Annotated in this window: 14 protein-coding genes; 7 read left to right on the plus strand and 7 right to left on the minus strand. The window is 54.6% G+C overall.

Annotated features, from left to right (window positions below):
- Nucleotides 1–252 precede the first annotated feature (252 nt).
- The 3 genes from LKE08_RS23615 to LKE08_RS23625 all read right to left on the minus strand — a co-directional run bounded on the left by LKE08_RS23615 (nucleotide 253) and on the right by LKE08_RS23625 (nucleotide 3,329).
- Nucleotides 253–1,134: an NF038130 family PEP-CTERM protein gene (locus LKE08_RS23615; protein WP_324706726.1), complete on the minus strand. Its 882-nt coding sequence runs from the start codon at nucleotides 1,132–1,134 to the stop codon at nucleotides 253–255.
- 544 nt (nucleotides 1,135–1,678) lie between these two features.
- The gene (locus LKE08_RS23620) at nucleotides 1,679–2,878 is read right to left on the minus strand and encodes an LL-diaminopimelate aminotransferase (protein WP_324706727.1); all 1,200 of its coding nucleotides are present in this window, start codon (nucleotides 2,876–2,878) and stop codon (nucleotides 1,679–1,681) included.
- Between the two features lie 121 nt (nucleotides 2,879–2,999).
- Complete coding sequence (locus tag LKE08_RS23625; RefSeq protein ID WP_324706728.1) at nucleotides 3,000–3,329, minus strand: thioredoxin family protein; 330 nt, start codon at nucleotides 3,327–3,329, stop codon at nucleotides 3,000–3,002.
- A gap of 610 nt (nucleotides 3,330–3,939) precedes the next feature.
- On the opposite strand from LKE08_RS23625, the gene glpX reads away from it, so the two are divergent.
- The 4 genes from glpX to LKE08_RS23645 all read left to right on the plus strand — a co-directional run bounded on the left by glpX (nucleotide 3,940) and on the right by LKE08_RS23645 (nucleotide 8,974).
- Nucleotides 3,940–4,977 (plus strand): class II fructose-bisphosphatase, encoded by a 1,038-nt coding sequence (gene glpX, locus LKE08_RS23630; protein ID WP_324706729.1) that lies wholly within the window; start codon nucleotides 3,940–3,942, stop codon nucleotides 4,975–4,977.
- 171 nt (nucleotides 4,978–5,148) lie between these two features.
- A complete protein-coding gene (locus LKE08_RS23635) occupies nucleotides 5,149–6,447 on the plus strand; it encodes a glutamyl-tRNA reductase (RefSeq protein WP_324706730.1) in 1,299 nt (432 codons plus the stop codon).
- 342 nt (nucleotides 6,448–6,789) lie between these two features.
- Complete coding sequence (locus tag LKE08_RS23640; protein WP_324706731.1) at nucleotides 6,790–7,074, plus strand: hypothetical protein; 285 nt, start codon at nucleotides 6,790–6,792, stop codon at nucleotides 7,072–7,074.
- Nucleotides 7,075–7,486: 412 nt separating this feature from the next.
- Nucleotides 7,487–8,974, plus strand: coding sequence for an ATP-binding protein (locus LKE08_RS23645; protein WP_324706732.1), 1,488 nt, complete (start codon nucleotides 7,487–7,489; stop codon nucleotides 8,972–8,974).
- On the opposite strand, the gene LKE08_RS23650 is transcribed toward LKE08_RS23645, so the two are convergent.
- Nucleotides 8,971–10,173 carry an FtsW/RodA/SpoVE family cell cycle protein gene (locus LKE08_RS23650; RefSeq protein WP_324706739.1) on the minus strand — a complete coding sequence of 401 codons (1,203 nt, stop codon included), beginning with the start codon at nucleotides 10,171–10,173 and terminating at the stop codon, nucleotides 8,971–8,973. The genes LKE08_RS23645 and LKE08_RS23650 overlap by 4 nt on opposite strands.
- Before the next feature lie 469 nt (nucleotides 10,174–10,642).
- Between LKE08_RS23650 and LKE08_RS23655 the strand changes: the two genes are divergently transcribed.
- The 3 genes from LKE08_RS23655 to LKE08_RS23665 all read left to right on the plus strand — a co-directional run bounded on the left by LKE08_RS23655 (nucleotide 10,643) and on the right by LKE08_RS23665 (nucleotide 14,204).
- Nucleotides 10,643–11,494, plus strand: coding sequence for an ADP-ribosylglycohydrolase family protein (locus LKE08_RS23655; protein WP_324706733.1), 852 nt, complete (start codon nucleotides 10,643–10,645; stop codon nucleotides 11,492–11,494).
- 588 nt (nucleotides 11,495–12,082) lie between these two features.
- The gene (locus tag LKE08_RS23660) at nucleotides 12,083–12,334 is read left to right on the plus strand and encodes a hypothetical protein (protein ID WP_324706734.1); all 252 of its coding nucleotides are present in this window, start codon (nucleotides 12,083–12,085) and stop codon (nucleotides 12,332–12,334) included.
- Nucleotides 12,335–12,557: 223 nt separating this feature from the next.
- Nucleotides 12,558–14,204, plus strand: a complete 1,647-nt coding sequence (locus tag LKE08_RS23665) for an AarF/ABC1/UbiB kinase family protein (protein ID WP_324706735.1) — start codon at nucleotides 12,558–12,560, stop codon at nucleotides 14,202–14,204.
- 35 nt (nucleotides 14,205–14,239) lie between these two features.
- On the opposite strand, the gene LKE08_RS23670 is transcribed toward LKE08_RS23665, so the two are convergent.
- The 3 genes from LKE08_RS23670 to LKE08_RS23680 form a co-directional block, all read right to left on the minus strand.
- Nucleotides 14,240–14,614 (minus strand): hypothetical protein, encoded by a 375-nt coding sequence (locus LKE08_RS23670; RefSeq protein ID WP_324706736.1) that lies wholly within the window; start codon nucleotides 14,612–14,614, stop codon nucleotides 14,240–14,242.
- Nucleotides 14,615–14,878: 264 nt separating this feature from the next.
- Entirely contained in the window at nucleotides 14,879–15,649 is a 771-nt protein-coding gene (locus tag LKE08_RS23675) for an endonuclease/exonuclease/phosphatase family protein (RefSeq protein WP_324706737.1), read from the minus strand.
- A 163-nt stretch (nucleotides 15,650–15,812) separates the two neighbouring features.
- Entirely contained in the window at nucleotides 15,813–16,616 is an 804-nt protein-coding gene (locus LKE08_RS23680; protein WP_324706738.1) for a pentapeptide repeat-containing protein, read from the minus strand.
- Between the last annotated feature and the right edge of the window lie 118 nt (nucleotides 16,617–16,734).

The raw sequence follows: 16,734 nt of genomic DNA on the forward strand, positions 1-16,734 counted from the left end.
ATCCCCCTAAATCCCCCTTCAAAAGGGGGACTTTGAGTGAGATCCCCCTAAATCCCCCTTCAAAAGGGGGACTTTGAATTCGATCCCCCTAAATCCCCCTTCAAAAGGGGGACTTTGAGTCCTTTCTCCGGCTCCCCCCTTTTTAAGGGGGGCGGGGGGGGATCGCCGGACAACCCCCCCAACCCGACACGCAAAAAAAAGGAGCCGGTCGGCTCCTCTGAGGTCATAAATCACTATATGGAGAACGGTGGTTTAGCCGTTTTTGGCGGACTTGCGTTTGGAAGCGGCGAACAAGCCACCCACGGCCATCAGACCCAGCATCGTGGAGGGTTCGGGAACGGAAGCCACCTCGCTGCCGGGAACCGTGACGGTGTAGAGTCCGTTGTGAGAGGTTCCGTCATCCCCCGCCGTCAGTCCGGAAGCAACAGCCTCGAAGCTCCAGAGGTAGTTAACCTTTCCGTCGTATTCAACCTTGACGACTTCGCTGGCTTGCATACCCGCGAACACAGAACCGTAGACATTGCCCAAATCGAGGTGGCCGGCCAAACCGATTTCGATGCCGTCGCTGTCGCTTTCGATGTAGGAGATGTTGGGGTCGCTGGCGCGTTCAAAACCGTTCGTATAGAGGAATTGAGTAAATACATTTTCTCTCATCGTTCCCCCCAGACCCGGTTGATAAGTATTTATTAACGCATCAAACCACTGGTTCGCAATATCGCTGTCTCGATATGCTGTTGTACCATCACTTCCGAACCAGTCGTAAGCGTTGAGGCTGCTGAGGGTCAGAGACTTACCGTTGACTTCGCCAGTGATACTTGTACTTTCTCCATTCCAAAAGCTGGCGTTGTAGTAGTAGTCTCCCCATTGTGTTGCCATTCCGGTTTCACTGCCGGCAAACAGTTCGATGTTCCCGCCGGGGGTGCCGTCCATCCTTTGCAAGATGTCGTTCACATCGGCATCGGGGTTCGCTACAGTCGTGTCAACCGTACCATCGCCATCAGTATCGACGGCTTCGTATTTGATGACGTCCGTGCCTTCAACCGTCCACTGTGCGAGGGCGGGCGCTCCGGATACCGTGGTCATCCCTGCAACGACGGAAGCACCGATTAAAATTTTCTGTACTAGGCTTGCCATGATTGAAATCTCCTAAAGATTGAGGGTTGGTCTTTTTTTATGCGTTTTCTGTAGATGACACCGTTCGCTGGTTGATCGGATTTTAATTTCTCAGTTGCTTTTTCGATCGTCGGTTCAGAGATGGGTTTGACTTCTCTTTTTTTGCTTCTGAACTTATCTTAAGCGACTCGGAACCAAAAGTCCATCAAGCTTCTGTAAAATTATTGTAGGTTTTTGTCAAGGATTTAAGAATCAGTGAATTTGACTAATTTTTTGCAATTCGAGTCCGATCGCCCTCCGTATTTTCACGGAAATCAAGTGTTTTTATTCGGCGCGATCGCCACTTTATCCGTAGTTTTACGGACGACCTCGATCGCAAGTCTAGTGCGTTCAAAAAATCCGGGCAAGGACGAAAATCGGGGCATCGGGTGATGTCGGATACGGAGGGGGTGCGATCGCGATCGCATTTCCAACCGCACAAAAAAATCGGGGCGCAAGCCAGGGGCCCCGACAATCTCGATGGATAATCGGAAATTTCAATTCCCTACACCCTACACCCTACACCCTACACCCTATTCCCCAAAAATTCTGCGATGCGATCGACGGCGGTTTGCAACACCTCGGGGGGGTGGACTAACGCCAGTCGGATGTATCCTTCCCCGGACTTGCCAAAGCCGACGCCGGGGGAAGCCGCCACCCCGGTTTCCTGAACCAATTGGGTGCAGAAGCCGACGGAATCTCGACTCCAGGGTTCGGGGAGTTTCGCCCAGACGTACAGCGTCGCCATCGGGGTGGGGACGTCCCAACCGATCGCCCTCAAAGCGCGGACGAAGACATCCCGCCGTTCTCTAAAGGTATCGACGGTATCGGCGATCAATTGCTGGGGGCCGGTTAAAGCCGCGATCGCGCCGTTGAGAATGCCCCGATATTGGTTGAAGTCGATCGCCGCCTTGACTTGTCGCAAAGCCAGGATCAACTCGGCGTTGCCCACCGCGAAGGCGATGCGGAAGCCCCCCATATTGTAGGATTTGGAAAAGGTGAAAAACTCGATGGAGACGGTTTTTTCGGGATCGGCCTGGAGGACGGACGGGGCGATGGCGTCAGTGTTCGACTCTCCTCCACCTTCGGGGAACACGAAATCGGCATAGGGGAAATCGTGTACCAAAACGAGGCCGTGTTTTTGGCAAAATGCGACGGCTTCTCGAAAGAATGATAAGGGTGCGATCGCGGTGGTGGGGTTGTGGGGATAGCTCAAGACCATCATTTTGGCCTGGGCGAGCACCGTTTCGGGGATCTCTTCAAATTTGGGCAAAAACTGATTTTCTGCCAACATGGGCATGGCGTAGATTTGTCCCCCGGCCAAATACACGCCCCCGGCGTGGGAGGGGTAGCCCGGATCTTGCAGCAGGGCGAAATCCCCGGGGTCGAGGATCGCCAGGGGCAGGTGGGCCGTCCCCTCCTGACAGCCGATCAGTTGCAGGACTTCCGTCTCCGGATCGACACCGACGCCGTACTTTTGGGTGTACCAGTGGGCGGCGGCTTCCCGAAACGCCTGGGTGCTGTGAAACAGGGCGTATCCGTGGGTTTTGGGGTCGTCGAGGGAATCCCGGATGCGATCGATGATGTGGTCAGCGACGGGCAGATCGGAGGAACCGAGGGACAAATCGATCAGATCCCGTCCCGCCGCCAAAGCTTGGGCTTTCGCCCGGTCCATATCGGCAAATACATTGGATCGCAGGGGTTCTAAGCGCTCGGAAAATTGCATGGTTCTGACGGAAGATGGAGCGGAGGAGGCGGAGGAGGCGGAGGAAGCGGAGGAGGCGGAGGAAGAAATAATTTCCCCTACACCCTACACCCTACACCCTACACCCTACACATTGCCGGTTCTACAGGTGAGGTTCGAGCAGCGCGATCAACTTGGGTTTGGTGATCGCCCCCTCGTGAGAGACGAGGACTTCGTCCCCCTTGAAAAGTCTCAACGCCGGGACCCCTTCAACTTGGCAGCGTTTGACGGCTTCCGGGTTGGCATCGACCTCCAATTTGACCACTTTGAGGCGATCGGCGTAACTCTCGGCCACCGCCTCCACGGACGGGGAAACGAGGCGACACGGGCCGCACCAGGGGGCCCAGAAGTAAGCCAAAGTCGGCCGTTCGGCATTGCCCAGGACTTCGGTTTCAAATTCGGAATCTTGAATGACAATGACGTTGCTACTCATCTATTTTCCCGCTGGCAACTCCCACCGGTGGATGGGGATGGGTACAAGAAACGGGGCGGGGCGTACCGGTTCTTGATTACTTAATAATTTACCAGAAAATCGGGTTGAAAGCCTCGCCCCTTCGACTTTGCTCTGGGCCAGCCTTCGAGGGGGACTTTGTGGTAGAGTACCGAAAGCGGTAAAGGGCATTCTAAAAAACTTGCGGTCTGCCCGTTCGCGTAAACTTGTTGAGGGCTAGGCTCCAACCTGGATGGGTTAAACTCCGGCTCCCGGTGAAGCCCGAATCCCCGTCCCTTTAGGGCGAGGAGTGTCAAAATCGAGCCCAATCCGCCCTTCCACTTCGGAACCCGATGGCGCGACCGCCGAAATGCAACAAAACTTAATACGATCGCGGGAGAGGCGGTCCTCGGCGGCGGGAAAATCGGGAACGGAACGGGACAGGTCGCCCGCTTCTGACCGGCATGGGAGCGGGTAGAGCGGCACCGTTGCTTTACAAAATGTTAAGAGCGGCGAGATCGGCTGCATACAGCCTCTCAATAAACTGATAGACTTGAACACTGGGAGTGCCAGACTCAATCCGGCAACCTCAGACGTTGGGAGGATAAAATTCGTGGATAACGTAATTGGATTGGAAATTATCGAAGTGGTCGAACAGGCGGCGATCGCTTCGGCTCGATGGATGGGTAAAGGTGAAAAAAATACCGCCGACCACGTGGCAGTGGAAGCCATGCGGAAGCGGATGAACGAAATTCATATGCGCGGACGCATCGTCATCGGCGAAGGGGAGCGGGACGAAGCTCCCATGCTCTACATTGGCGAGGAAGTGGGCATTTGCACCCAAGAGGATGCGTCGAAAGTTTGCGACCCGGAAGAACTCATTGAAATCGATATCGCGGTAGACCCCTGCGAGGGGACGAACCTGGTCGCCTACGGCCAGAATGGCTCGATGGCGGTGCTGGCAATTTCCGAAAAAGGTGGACTGTTCCGCGCCCCCGACTTCTACATGAAGAAACTCGCGGCTCCCACCGTGGCTCGGGGTCACGTCGATATCAACAAATCGGCGACCGAAAACCTGCAGATCCTCTCGGACTGCATGAACCGCGCGGTGGAGGAACTGGTGGTCGTGGTCATGGACCGCCCCCGGCACAAAGAGCTGATCGCGGAAATTCGGGAGGCCGGCGCCCGGGTGCGCCTGATCAGCGACGGCGACGTTTCGGCGGCGATCTCCTGCGCCTTCTCCGGAACCAACATCCACGCGCTGATGGGTATCGGCGCGGCGCCGGAAGGGGTGATTTCGGCGGCGGCGATGCGCTGTCTGGGGGGTCACTTCCAGGGACAGCTCATCTACGACCCGGAAATTGTCAAAACGGGTCTGATCGGCGAGAGCAAAGAGAGCAACATCGCCCGCCTGAAAGAGATGGGCATCGAAGACCCCGACAAGGTTTACAATGCCGAAGAACTCGCCTGCGGTGAAACGGTTTTGTTTGCCGCCTGCGGCATTACTTCCGGAACCCTGATGGAAGGCGTCCGCTTCTTCGGCGGCGGTGCCCGGACTCAGAGCTTGGTGATTTCATCTCAGTCCAAAACCGCCCGCTTTGTAGACACCATCCATATGTTCGAGAAGCCGAAGAGCATTCAGCTTCGCTAATTTCTGATGGGGAGATGGGGATGGGGCGGCGAGAATTGGGAGACGTTCCGTCAATTCAAACCGGAGCGGCCCCGAAGCGTTCGCACCCGATTCCCCGTCCCCCGTCGAGATCTCGATGACAGATATTGCACGACAAACCACCGATAAGAAACCGTCAACGACAACCGTTTTATGAATATTGCAGTCGTAGGTCTCAGTCACAAAACGGCTCCAGTTCACGTCCGTGAAAAACTCAGCATTCCGGAACCTCAAATCGAGGGTGCGATCGCCCATTTGTTGAGCTACCCCCACTTGGAGGAAGTGGCAATTCTGAGCACCTGCAACCGCTTGGAAATTTACATCGTCACCGCCGAAACCCAACCGGGGATTCGCGAGGTGACTCAATTTCTCTCCGAGTCGGGTCAACTTCCCCTGCACCAACTGCGCCCCCACTTGTTCACCTTGCTCCATGATGATGCCATCATGCACCTGATGCGGGTGGCGGCGGGTCTGGACAGCTTGGTGCTCGGCGAAGGGCAGATCCTGTCCCAGGTGAAGCAAACCCACAAACTGGGCCAGCGGCACAAGGGGATCGGACGCATCCTCAACCGCCTCTTCAAACAGGCGATCACCGCCGGAAAGCGGGTCCGCACGGAGACGAGCATCGGAACCGGCGCCGTCTCCATCAGTTCTGCGGCGGTGGAATTGGTCCAGATGAAGGTGCGCGATCTCGCCGATTACCGGGTGGCGATCGTCGGCGCCGGGAAAATGTCCCGCCTGCTGGTGCAGCACCTGCTCTCCAAAGGGGGGAACCAAATTTCCATTCTCAACCGCTCCATGAAGCGAGCCGAAGAGTTGGCCGGTCAATTTCGGGAGGCGGACTTGCAACTCCACCCCCTCTCGGAGATGATGTCCGTCATCGCCAATTCCGATATCGTGTTTACCAGCACCGGGGCGACCGAACCGATTTTGGACCGGGCGAAGCTGGAAACCGCCCTGGCGCCCGAACAGCCCTTGATGTTGGTGGATATTTCCGTTCCCCGGAACGTGGCGGCGGACGTGACCGAGTTATCCGGCGTCGAGTCGTTCAACGTGGACGATTTGAAGGCCGTGGTCGCCCAAAACCAGGAGAGCCGCCGTCAGATGGCTCTGGAGGCGGAAATGCTCCTCGAAGAGGAGGTGGAAGCCTTCGATGTCTGGTGGCGGAGTTTGGAAACGGTGCCGACGATCAACTGTCTGCGGGACAAGATCGAGGGCATCCGCGAGCAGGAACTCGAAAAAGCGCTGTCCCGCTTGGGTTCTGAGTTTGCGGAAAAGCACCAGGAGGTCATCGAAGCTTTGACCCGGGGGATCGTGAACAAGATCCTTCACGACCCGATGGTACAGTTGCGGGCCCAGCAGGATATCGAAACGCGACGGCGGGCGATGCAGAGCCTGCAAACCCTGTTCAATCTCGACCCCGACGGGGTGTCCAGCCAACAGTACGGTTAGCTCGCGGGACGGGCCGGATTATCAATGATCCCCGGAGAGGCATTCTGTCGATAGAGGATGCCTCTTTTTCATTTGGGGTCGGGAAAGAAGCCGTCAGCCCGAAAACTGAGAGCCGGAAGCTGATAGATATGGCAACGAGCGATCGGGTCTTGACAAATCGAGCGGGCTTCCAAAACTCCCAAACTTCGATTCCAACGGGGTTGGAGTCCTCCCGACTCTCGAGAACCGCCTGCGGTGCCACAGATCGGCTGGGTGATTTTTTTTAAGAAAATTCTCATATTCTAAATATTTTTTGATATTATGTAACATAACCACACACAAACCCCAGCAAGGAGAGCTTTGATGAGCGGAGGCGCTTTTTATCTCGATCCCGATGACGCCAAGTCCCTTGGCGATATCGACTATATGCGTAAGCCGATGAAAGTGAAGAAATCTTTCCCGAAGATAGCCGGCGGGAAACCCGTCAACATCCCGGAAGAAACCCCCAAACCGGCGATGGAGATGGCGAAAAAGATCGTCGCCGAGTCTTCGACATCCGAATCGACGACGAACGAAACCGCCAGTCGCCGCCGTCCGGATTCCAATTTAGATATGTTCCGCAGCATGGCCCGCGACATGAAGAAGTAATCGCTATCTGCACGATTCAAACCGAGTCGGGGGGAATGGGTTGTCGGCAAGAACGCGGGGAACTGATTCTCCCGGACTCGGAATTAAAATGAAATATATTAACGTTTCTCAACGTTTCCAGATGGGATATTGTTAAAGGGAGAATACCAATCAATTCCAACGTTATTGGTTGGGTAATTTTGGCGATTTATCTGGCATTTTTCTATGGGCATAGCAACCGCCAGGATGGTGAGGACATCGAGCAATTTTGAAACCCCGAGTCTGAACGATTTTTCTGACTGTTGCCTGTTGCTTATTCCCTGTTGTCTGCTATACCCCGCCGCCGAGTTGTAACTTTAGATACTGAAAAAAAAATCAAATTTTGTCAAGATTGCCTGACGGACAAATCACATCCGGGGTCAAACAGGGGCATATGGCATCTATCAGTCGTCCGGTATCCGGCTATGAAGATCGGTTAAGGCAACTCTTGATGGAACAATTCGATGATTATTTTAATTGGGAGGAAATCAAGGCAGTCCGAAAAATTAATGCCGCAGTTGTCAACGTCAGCGGACGGCAGCGAATGCTGTCTCAGAGAATCGCATTTTTCAGTCTGAAGTTAGCCGTAACTCGCGATGAAGCGGAAGAAAAAAAAATTCGGGAAACGCTGCTCAAAGATATCGATTTGATGGAGCGATCGCACGAGGGATTGCTCTACGGGGATGCCGAGATGCACTTAACGGGGCAGCCTTCAAACAGCATTCGCTTGATGTATTTCGAGCCGCCTTTCGACTTAGATCGGCGCATCCGAGATTACATCGCGGCCGTCAGGACACTAATCGCCATCCCGACTGCGGAACTCGCCCCCGATCACCCAACATTAAACTATATTACCACGGTCGCCCCCAACGAATTGCTCTCCATTTTGGATGCGGTCGTCGCCCAATATCAACGGGAAAGTGAAATCGAGCAACTCGATCTCGAACATATTCAAATTCAACTGTACCAAAAAGCCTGCGCCAACGCCGCGATCGCCCAAGCCCAAACCCGACAATTGGAACGGACGCTGCGGGAACTCGAACAAACCCAAGCCCAACTTTTTCACGCGGAAAAAATGGCATCTTTGGGGCAACTTGTCGCCAGTTTGGGCCACGAAATTAACAACCCCGTCAACTGCATCTGCCACAACGTAACTCACGTCGAACGCTACAGCCGAGATTTATTCGAGCTCATCCAATTGTATCAAGATGCCGATCCCAAGGGCGATCGCATCCGAGAATTTATCGAGGAAATCGACCTGGAATTTTTGAGCCGAGATTTTCCCGCCGTCCTTTCCGCGCTGAAAATCGGCGCCGAACGCCTGTACGAAATCGTGCGATCGCTGCGAAACTTTTCTCGCAAAGATGACGACGCCACCTCCCCCTTCAACCTCCACGACGGCTTGGAAGGAACCCTGCTCATTTTGACCGATCGCCTGCGGGCTAAATCTCACCGCCCCCCCATACTCGTAATCCGAAATTACGGACAATTGCCCGAAATCAACTGTTATCCTGGCCAGATCAATCAGGTGTTTATGAACCTGATCGGCAACGCCATCGATGCGATCGACGAAGTGGAAGAATGGCCGGCGGAAGGCGGTCAAAAAATTCCCGCCATTCAGATCGATACGGATGTCGGATCGGGTGCCGTCATTATCAAAATTTCCGATAACGGCCGGGGGATGGACTCGGCGACCCAAAGGAAATTATTCGACCAGTTTTATACGACGAAAGCGATCGGAAAAGGGACCGGACTGGGACTCTACATCAGCCGTGAAATTGTTGTCGATCGCCACGGCGGCAATCTGTGGTGCGAGTCCGAACTCGGGCGGGGAACCGCATTTTGGATCGAACTGCCAACACAATTAACAATTAATAATTAATTATTAATTTTCCTTCGCAGGCGGCGGGGGGGAGGGGAATTCAGGCGGCGGGTTTTGAGGGGGACGACTTCGGCCGAACCGCTTTCCCGGGCGACCCGAATTAATAGCCCCGCCAAAGCCAAACTGGCGATCATCGAACTGCCCCCGTAACTGAACAGAGGCAGGGGCAAACCCGTCGTCGGCAGCGCCCCCGTCGCCACGCCGATATTCAGCAACGACTGTCCCACCATCACCACCATGACGCCGATCGCCACCAGTTGATATTCGATCTGACGCGCTTTCAGAGCCACTCTCAGGGCGATCGTCGCGTAGGCGCCCAACATCAGCAGCAGCATCACCCCGCCGACGAAGCCGAATTCTTCCGCATACACCGCAAAAATAAAATCGCTGAACTGAATTGGCAGGTAAAATAACTTTTGCTGGGACAGGCCCAAACCCGTCCCCCAAACGCCGCCGGAACCGACGGCCAGCAAACTCTGAATCAACTGGTAGCCGTCATTCACCGGGTCGGCCCAGGGGTTGAGAAACGAGAGAATCCGCCGCATCTGATATTCTCGCAGGCTGACGCTGAGGGTGGCCAGGAGTATCCCCCCGAAGGCCGTCCCCCCCAAATAGGCGAAAGGCACTCCGCCGGCGAGGGCGATCAGCCACAGCGTCATGCCACAGAGGGCCGTGGTACTCAGGTTCGGCTGCATCAAAATCAGCACCAGCACCGACCCGAAAATCCCCAGCCAAATCAACCGCGATCGCCAATGGAGGCGAGTCCAGCGGGAAAAAAACCGCGACCCCTGCAACACCAAAAACGGCTTCATCAGTTCCGACGGTTGGATCACCACCGGGCCGAGGGCCAGCCACCGCGTCGCCCCGTTGATGGTGGTGCCCAAGCCGGGGACGATGGTGAGAAACAACAGCCCCCAAACGGCGAACAACCCCCACTGGGCCGTCCGCAACACCACCCGCACGGGGGTATTGACGATGATGCCAAATCCCACCATCCCCACCACCATCCAGAGCACCTGGCGCTTAAAATAGTACAACCCGTCTCCGTGTTCGATGTTGGCGCTGGGGTAGGAGGCCGAAAACATCACCACCAGCCCGACGAACAGCCACAGGAAGGTCAGCCAGCGCAGCAGGCGGGCTTCGATCGCCCAATCTTGGGCGGACGGGTCGAGAAATGGAATCAGACGGCGTAAATCTATCAATGGGACAATTGATGTCAGAGAGATTTAAGGTATTGTAGCGCGATGAAGGAATGTTAGCTAGTTAATTTTTTTGTGGTTTTTTGTAGGGTGCGTTCCCAATCATCTATTATCGGTCAAGTGGGTCGGTTACTACGGTTGGGAACGCACCGCGACCGCTTGTCCTCACAGGCAAGATGCCTGTGCTACCGTTGGTTTTGACTGCACGGGTCAGACGGTTGAGAATCCGAAACTGTTGGAGGATTGACACCCGGTTTTGGAAACCCCATATTTAGGGTTTAAAATCGTTCATTATGGAGAAAAAAAGGATTTTTAATACAGCATTTTGGCATCGCAAAAGACTTGAGATCCATCGAAAAAGAATGGCTTTTGAGAGGGAGTAGGGAATAGGGAGTAGGGGATAGGGAATGTTTGTTGATGCTTTCTGTCGCGCCGGACGCGATCGCCCATTATTATAGGTTTAACAAATATGCTGCTAGAACTTGCGATCGGAGACGCCTACGGGGCTGGATTTGAATTCGCGCCCCCCGACTTTGTAGCCGAATATAACACCCTCTCCGGCTACCGCCAACACCCCCGCCACCGGCTGCAACCGGGAAGCTACACCGACGATACCCAGATGAGTTTGGCGATCGCGGAAACGTTGATTTCCGGCGACCCCTGGACTCCGGAAGTCCTGGCCGATCGCTTCGTCCGCACCTTCAAACGCGACCCCCGCGAGGGTTACGCCGGCCGTTTTTACGACCTGTTGATGGCGATCGAAACCGGGGCAGAATTGCGGGAAAAATTGCCCGGAACCAGCGACAAAAGTGGGGCGGCGATGCGATCGGCCCCCGTCGGTATTTTACCCGCCGTCGAAGGAGTGATTGAAGCCGCCCGAATTCAAGCCGCCGTCACCCACAATTCCACAGGCGGTATCGATTCCGCGATCGCCGCCGCTCTGATGTCTCACTATTTCCTGTATCGCCTCGGAAAAAAGGCGGAATTGGGAGAATTTTTGAGCGCCCACGTCCCCGGCGACTGGCTGACGCCTTGGCAGGGGAAAGCCGGGACTTCGGGGTTGGAATGCGTCCGCGCCGCTCGGAGTGCGATCGGACAAAATGACAGTTTGAGCGCCATTTTAAAAGATTGTATCGCTTTCACCGGAGATGTGGATACCGTCGCCGCGATCGCCCTCGCTGCGGCTTCGAGTAGCGAAGAAGTTGAACCCGATCTGCCCGAACATTTGATTGTCAATTTGGAAAATAACACCTACGGCCGATCTTATCTTATCGACCTCGATCGGCAATTGATGAATTGTTTTCATCGGTTCAAGGGTTAGCGATCATCTGCGGTGCGTTCCCACTTATTTATTCCGTCAGTCCGTGAGGGGCCCGAACGCACCCCAATCCTTGAGAGAAACTGTTTTAATAAGAATTGTAAATTTTTCGACGAAGAGGGGTTGACAAGGGGCGGCGATTCGCGATAAAATCTTGACAAGATGCTGAATAATGGAGTGGTTGCAAAAATTTTATTTTCATCACCACTCCCATTATCTAAAATAATACCAGAAGTCAAGCCCCAAATCAACCCCTTCCCTAAAAAAATCGAAAATTTTAATATTTCTTTAATTTTTTTAAAATTTAGAAAAATTCACCACAGAGGCACAGAGGACACGGAGAGGTGGTCGGTTTTTTCGATAACATTCGTGTGGCTATCAATCCAGATTTTGGGACTCAAAAAATAGATGAAATTCGAGTCCACTTGAGTGGACTTTCGCTGTGAGCCTGGAAATAAATTTCCAGGCGGGATAGTCATGTGGGGGAACGCACCGGAAATCGACTCAAATTTGGTCAAGTTAAAGAATTGTAAATTTTGCGATCGAGAGGGGTTGACAAGGGGCGACGATTCGCGATAAAATCTTGACAAGATGCTGAATAATGGAGTGGTGGCAAAAATTTTATTTTCATCACCACTCCCATTATCTAAAATAATACCGGAAGTCAAGCCCCAAATCAACCCCTTCCCCAAAAAAATCGAAAATTTTAATATTTCTTTAATTTTTTTAAAAAAAATTTATAAAAATTCACCACTCCAGGCACTCCAGGACAGGGAGAGGTTATGGGTTTTTCCGATAACATTCGTGTGGCTATCAACCCAGATTTTGGGACTCAAAAAATAGATGAAATTCGAGTCCACTTGAGTGGACTTTTGCTGTGAGCCTGGAAATTTATTTCCAGGCGGGATAGTCATGTGGGGGAACGCACTGCGATCGCTTGTCCTCACAGGCAAGATGCCTGTGCTACTGTGGGGGCAACCCTCTGCGGTTGCCACAAAAAAACCATCCAACCCGACGATCGCCTACAGTTACAATATCGGTGTCCGTGCGTTCACCTGGAGGAACCGTGCTCTCAAACCTCGCCCTGACCAGTTCTCGCCAAGCGGAAATCGTCGAGGTCGTCTTCCGCAACGGTTGGGACTATATGCGCCGCCTCCTGACCGGGGGAAAAGCCGGGGAACCCGCCCTGCCGCCGCCCAGGGTCCTCCGCAATATTTTCGTGGATTTGGGGCCGGTTTACGTCAAATTGGGGCAGTTACTCAGCACCCGTCCCGACCTGCTGCCCCCCGCCTACATCAGCACCCTCTCAACGTTGCAGGCGGAAGTCCCGGCCATGCCCTGGACGGCGATCGAAAGTTTGCTGCGGGAAGAATTGCAATTTCCCCTCGAAGAAATTTTCGCCGAATTCGAGACGCAGTGCGTGGCAGCGGGGTCCATCGCCCAGACTTATCGCGCCGTGTTGCGGACGGGGCAACCTGTGGCGGTGAAGGTGCAGCGTCCCGGAATCGATCACACCGTCGAACGGGATATCGCCCTGCTGAAAGGACTCGCGGAACTGGTGGCGCTGACGGATTTCGGGCAGGATTACGATATCGTCGGCATCGCCGAGGAGTTCGGCGCGGCGCTGCGGGAAGAGTTGGATTTTCGCAAGGAAGCTCGCCACACGGACGATTTGCGCCAAAATCTCTCCGAAAGTCGCTGGTACGATGCCAAGCAAGTGGTCATTCCCGAGGTGTATTGGGAGTACACGACACCGAAAATTTTAGTGTTGGAATGGTTGGACGGGAAGCCGATTTTGTCGGCGACTTTGCAGGGAATTAACCACAATGGAAATGTGGAGGCCGAACGGCAGGCAATCACGACCCTTTTATGTCGGGTGTTTTTCAAACAATTTTATATCGACGGATTTTTCCATGCCGATCCCCATCCCGGCAATATCTTTTATTTGAATGACGGCCGCGTGGCGCTGTTGGACTGCGGGATGGTGAGTCGTCTCGACCCCCGCACCCAGCAAAATTTGACGGAATTACTGTTGGCGATCGTGGATTTGGATTCCCAGCGCTGCACCCAATTGACCTTGAGAATGGCGGAGTCCGCCCAGCCGCGAAGTCTGGCGCAGTTGGAAAATGACTACGCGAAAATGTTGCGGAAATATTACAACCGCAGTTTGTCGGAAATCAAGTTTTCCGAGGTGTTTTATGAAATCCTGCAACTGGCGCGGGACAACCGCATCAAACTGCCGAGTAATTTGGGATTGTATTCCAAAACCCTCGCGAATTTGGAGGGGGTAGCCCGCAGTTTTGACCCCCAACTGAATTTGTTGGATCAAATTAGACCCTTGATGATGGATCTATTTCAGCGGCAATTATTTGGGGACAATCCCCTGCAAACGGCGATGCGGACGGCTTTGGATATCAAGAGTTTGTCTTTGCAATCTCCCCGCCAGTTCGAGTTATTGTTGGATCGAATTACGTCGGAAACGCTGAAGTGGAATTTGACGCTGCGGGATTTGGAATTGCTGCGCCACAGTTTGGATGATTCGGCAAATCGGCTGTCTTTTAGTATTGTGGTGGCGGCGTTGATCGTGGGGGCGGCGATCGTCACGACGGGGGCGCAAACCAGCCAGATGACGGTTTTGACGAATGCGTTATTCGGGGGTGCGAGTATTTTGGGACTGTGGCTGATCGTGAGTATTCTGCGATCGCGCCGATAACAATTAACAATTAATAATTAATAATTAATAATTAATTATTGCTCGATCGCACGTTTGAGAAAGCTGGCGCGACACCAATCGACATCCGGCCCGACTTGAAAGGTGATATAATCGATTCCGTAGGCGCTCCAATAGTTGAGCACCGTCCCCACCAAACCGGTGGTGTTGTTGATGCGCTGCACGGGACAGCCGGGGGGAAATTTTTGGGCGACGGGGTGATCTTTCCACCGTTTGAGCATCTGAATTCGCTTTCGATCGCCTTCCGAGAGCAGTTTCCAAGCCTCAATTTTCCAGTGGGAATAGTCGCGGGTGAGCGCTTCAATTTGGCCCCAGCTTGTCGCCGATCGCAAATAGTCGGCGAGTTCGGCGGCGGTCTGAATTTCAAATTTTAGCAGGGGCTCGGCACTCATGATCTTCGCAAGCTAACCCTAGGTTTAGCGTGTGGGGGGCCTTCGGGGACAGTCTCGCCCCATATCTAGTATACTCCCCGATGCGGATTTGGGAAAGGGCGATCGGGGTTGGGGGCACAGGGAGCAGAGGAGGCAGAGGAAGCAACGGTCAAGCAGAGGAAGCAACGGTCAAGCGGAGGTTGAATTGGGGGCGGGCAGGCACGGAGGCAGAGCCCCTACAATCTAAAATCTAAAATTCCCGACTCCCTAATACCGACTCCCGACTCAAAATTCCGCGATGACGGGGTAGTGATCGGAGGGCCAGATATTATCGATCGCGGCGGTATGGACTTTGGAGGCTTTGAGGTGGAGGCGGGAGTCGTAATAAATCGTATCGACGGCCGCGATCGCCTTGCCGGTAAACTCGTGGTAGGTTCTCTGCTCTTTCGCGGCCAGATGCCCGAGGACGTCGAGGAGTCGCACCCCGTTGCCGAGGGGTCGGGTGAAGCTCTGGCGGGTCGGGCTCTCGGGTTCGGCGTTGAAATCCCCCGTGAGCAGCAACAGGCAATTTTGAATATCAATTGTAGCCAAGCGATCGCGGATCAGTCCGGCCCCCAACTCCCGGGCTTTCTGGCTGTTGTAGTCGAGGTGGGTGTTGAACAGGGCGATGCGGTGGCGGCCGTCTCCGGAGGAAAAGAGCGCCCAGGTAGCCATGCGGGGGACGGGGTTCTCCCAATCCGGACTGACGCTCCCCATCACGTTCGGCGTCCCGCTCAACCAAAAATCCCCCGACTCCAGACAAGCGAACTGGCGGCGGTCGTAAAAAATCGCGCAGTGTTCCCCCCGGCCCGTCCCGTCGCGATCGACGCCCAAACTTTGATAGTCGGGAAGCAGGCGGTGCAGGTCCAAGAGTTGGTGAGCCTGACCTTCCTGGGTGCCGACGATCGCCGGTTGATGCCGAGAAATCAGGGTAGCCACCGCTTTTCGTCGCCATTTCCAGGAATTGTTGCCCGGGTCGGGCTTGTCGTAACGGAGGTTGAAGGTGATAACTTTCATGAAACGGAGAGTGATTTGACATCCGCTCCCGCCCAGAAGAGCGATCGCCCGACGGGAGATTCTCAGAGCCGATCCGGCTTTTGACCCGATGGATTCCGATACATGGGGTTTGGAGAATTTTAGATTTCAGATTTCAGATTTTTCACTGTTCACTGTTCATTTTTCAATTCCCGACGGAATCCTCCCGGGGCGTGAAGGGTTCCTCGGGGACGAAGGCGGGCGCCGCCACGTCGGTTTCCAGGACGCAGTTAACGCCGCGCTCGATAATGCAGATGAACGGGCCGAGGGTCGTGCCTTGGAACAGCACCCCGGCCAGGTTCGTGTTGGAAAGTTGGGCGCGATCGATATTGGTGTCGGCCAGGGCCGCCGCGATCAGGTTAGCCCCCGTCAGGTCGGCCTCGTAGAAGTTCGCCCCCCGCAAATCCGCCGCGATCAGGTTCGCCCCCGTCAAATCCGCCCGTTCCAGGTTGGATTGGAACAGGAAGGCGCTCTGCAAATTGGCGCCGATCAGTTCGGATTCTTCCATGAACGTCTGGCTGAGGTTGGCTTGGAATAAATTGGCGTCGCTCAGGTCGGCTCGTCGCAGATCGGCCCGGGCCAGGAAGGCCTGTCCGAGGTCCGCTTCCCGCAAATCCGCCCGCTGCAAGTTGGCGTTGTGGAGGTTCGCGTTAAATAAATTAGCCGCCGCCATGCTGGCCCCCCCCAGGTCGGCATTGTAGAGATTGGCCCGCTGCAGGTTGGCACTCCGCAAGTCCGCCTGACGCAGGAAAGCCTCTCCGAGGTCCGCTTCAAACAGGTTGGCGCCGGCGAGTTGGGCGCCCCCCAGATCGGCCCCCCGCAGGTCGCACCCCGGACATTCGTTGGTGGTGAGGAGTTGCTGCACATCCTCCGGGTCGAAAGCTTGTCCGGCGGCGGCGAACCACAGCGGAGACAGGAGCAGAATTAGAGCCTGAATCTTGAACTTCATCGTTGGACTCCCAAATGGTCGGCATGGAAAGCGACGGGTGGATTAGGGGTCGAGAGAGATGTTACCATCTCCCCCTCCCATTCAGAACCGTGCATGAGACTTTCACCTCACACGGCTC

The sequence above is a fragment of the Lyngbya sp. CCY1209 genome, from assembly GCF_035615495.1.
Taxonomy (GTDB): domain Bacteria; phylum Cyanobacteriota; class Cyanobacteriia; order Cyanobacteriales; family Microcoleaceae; genus Limnospira.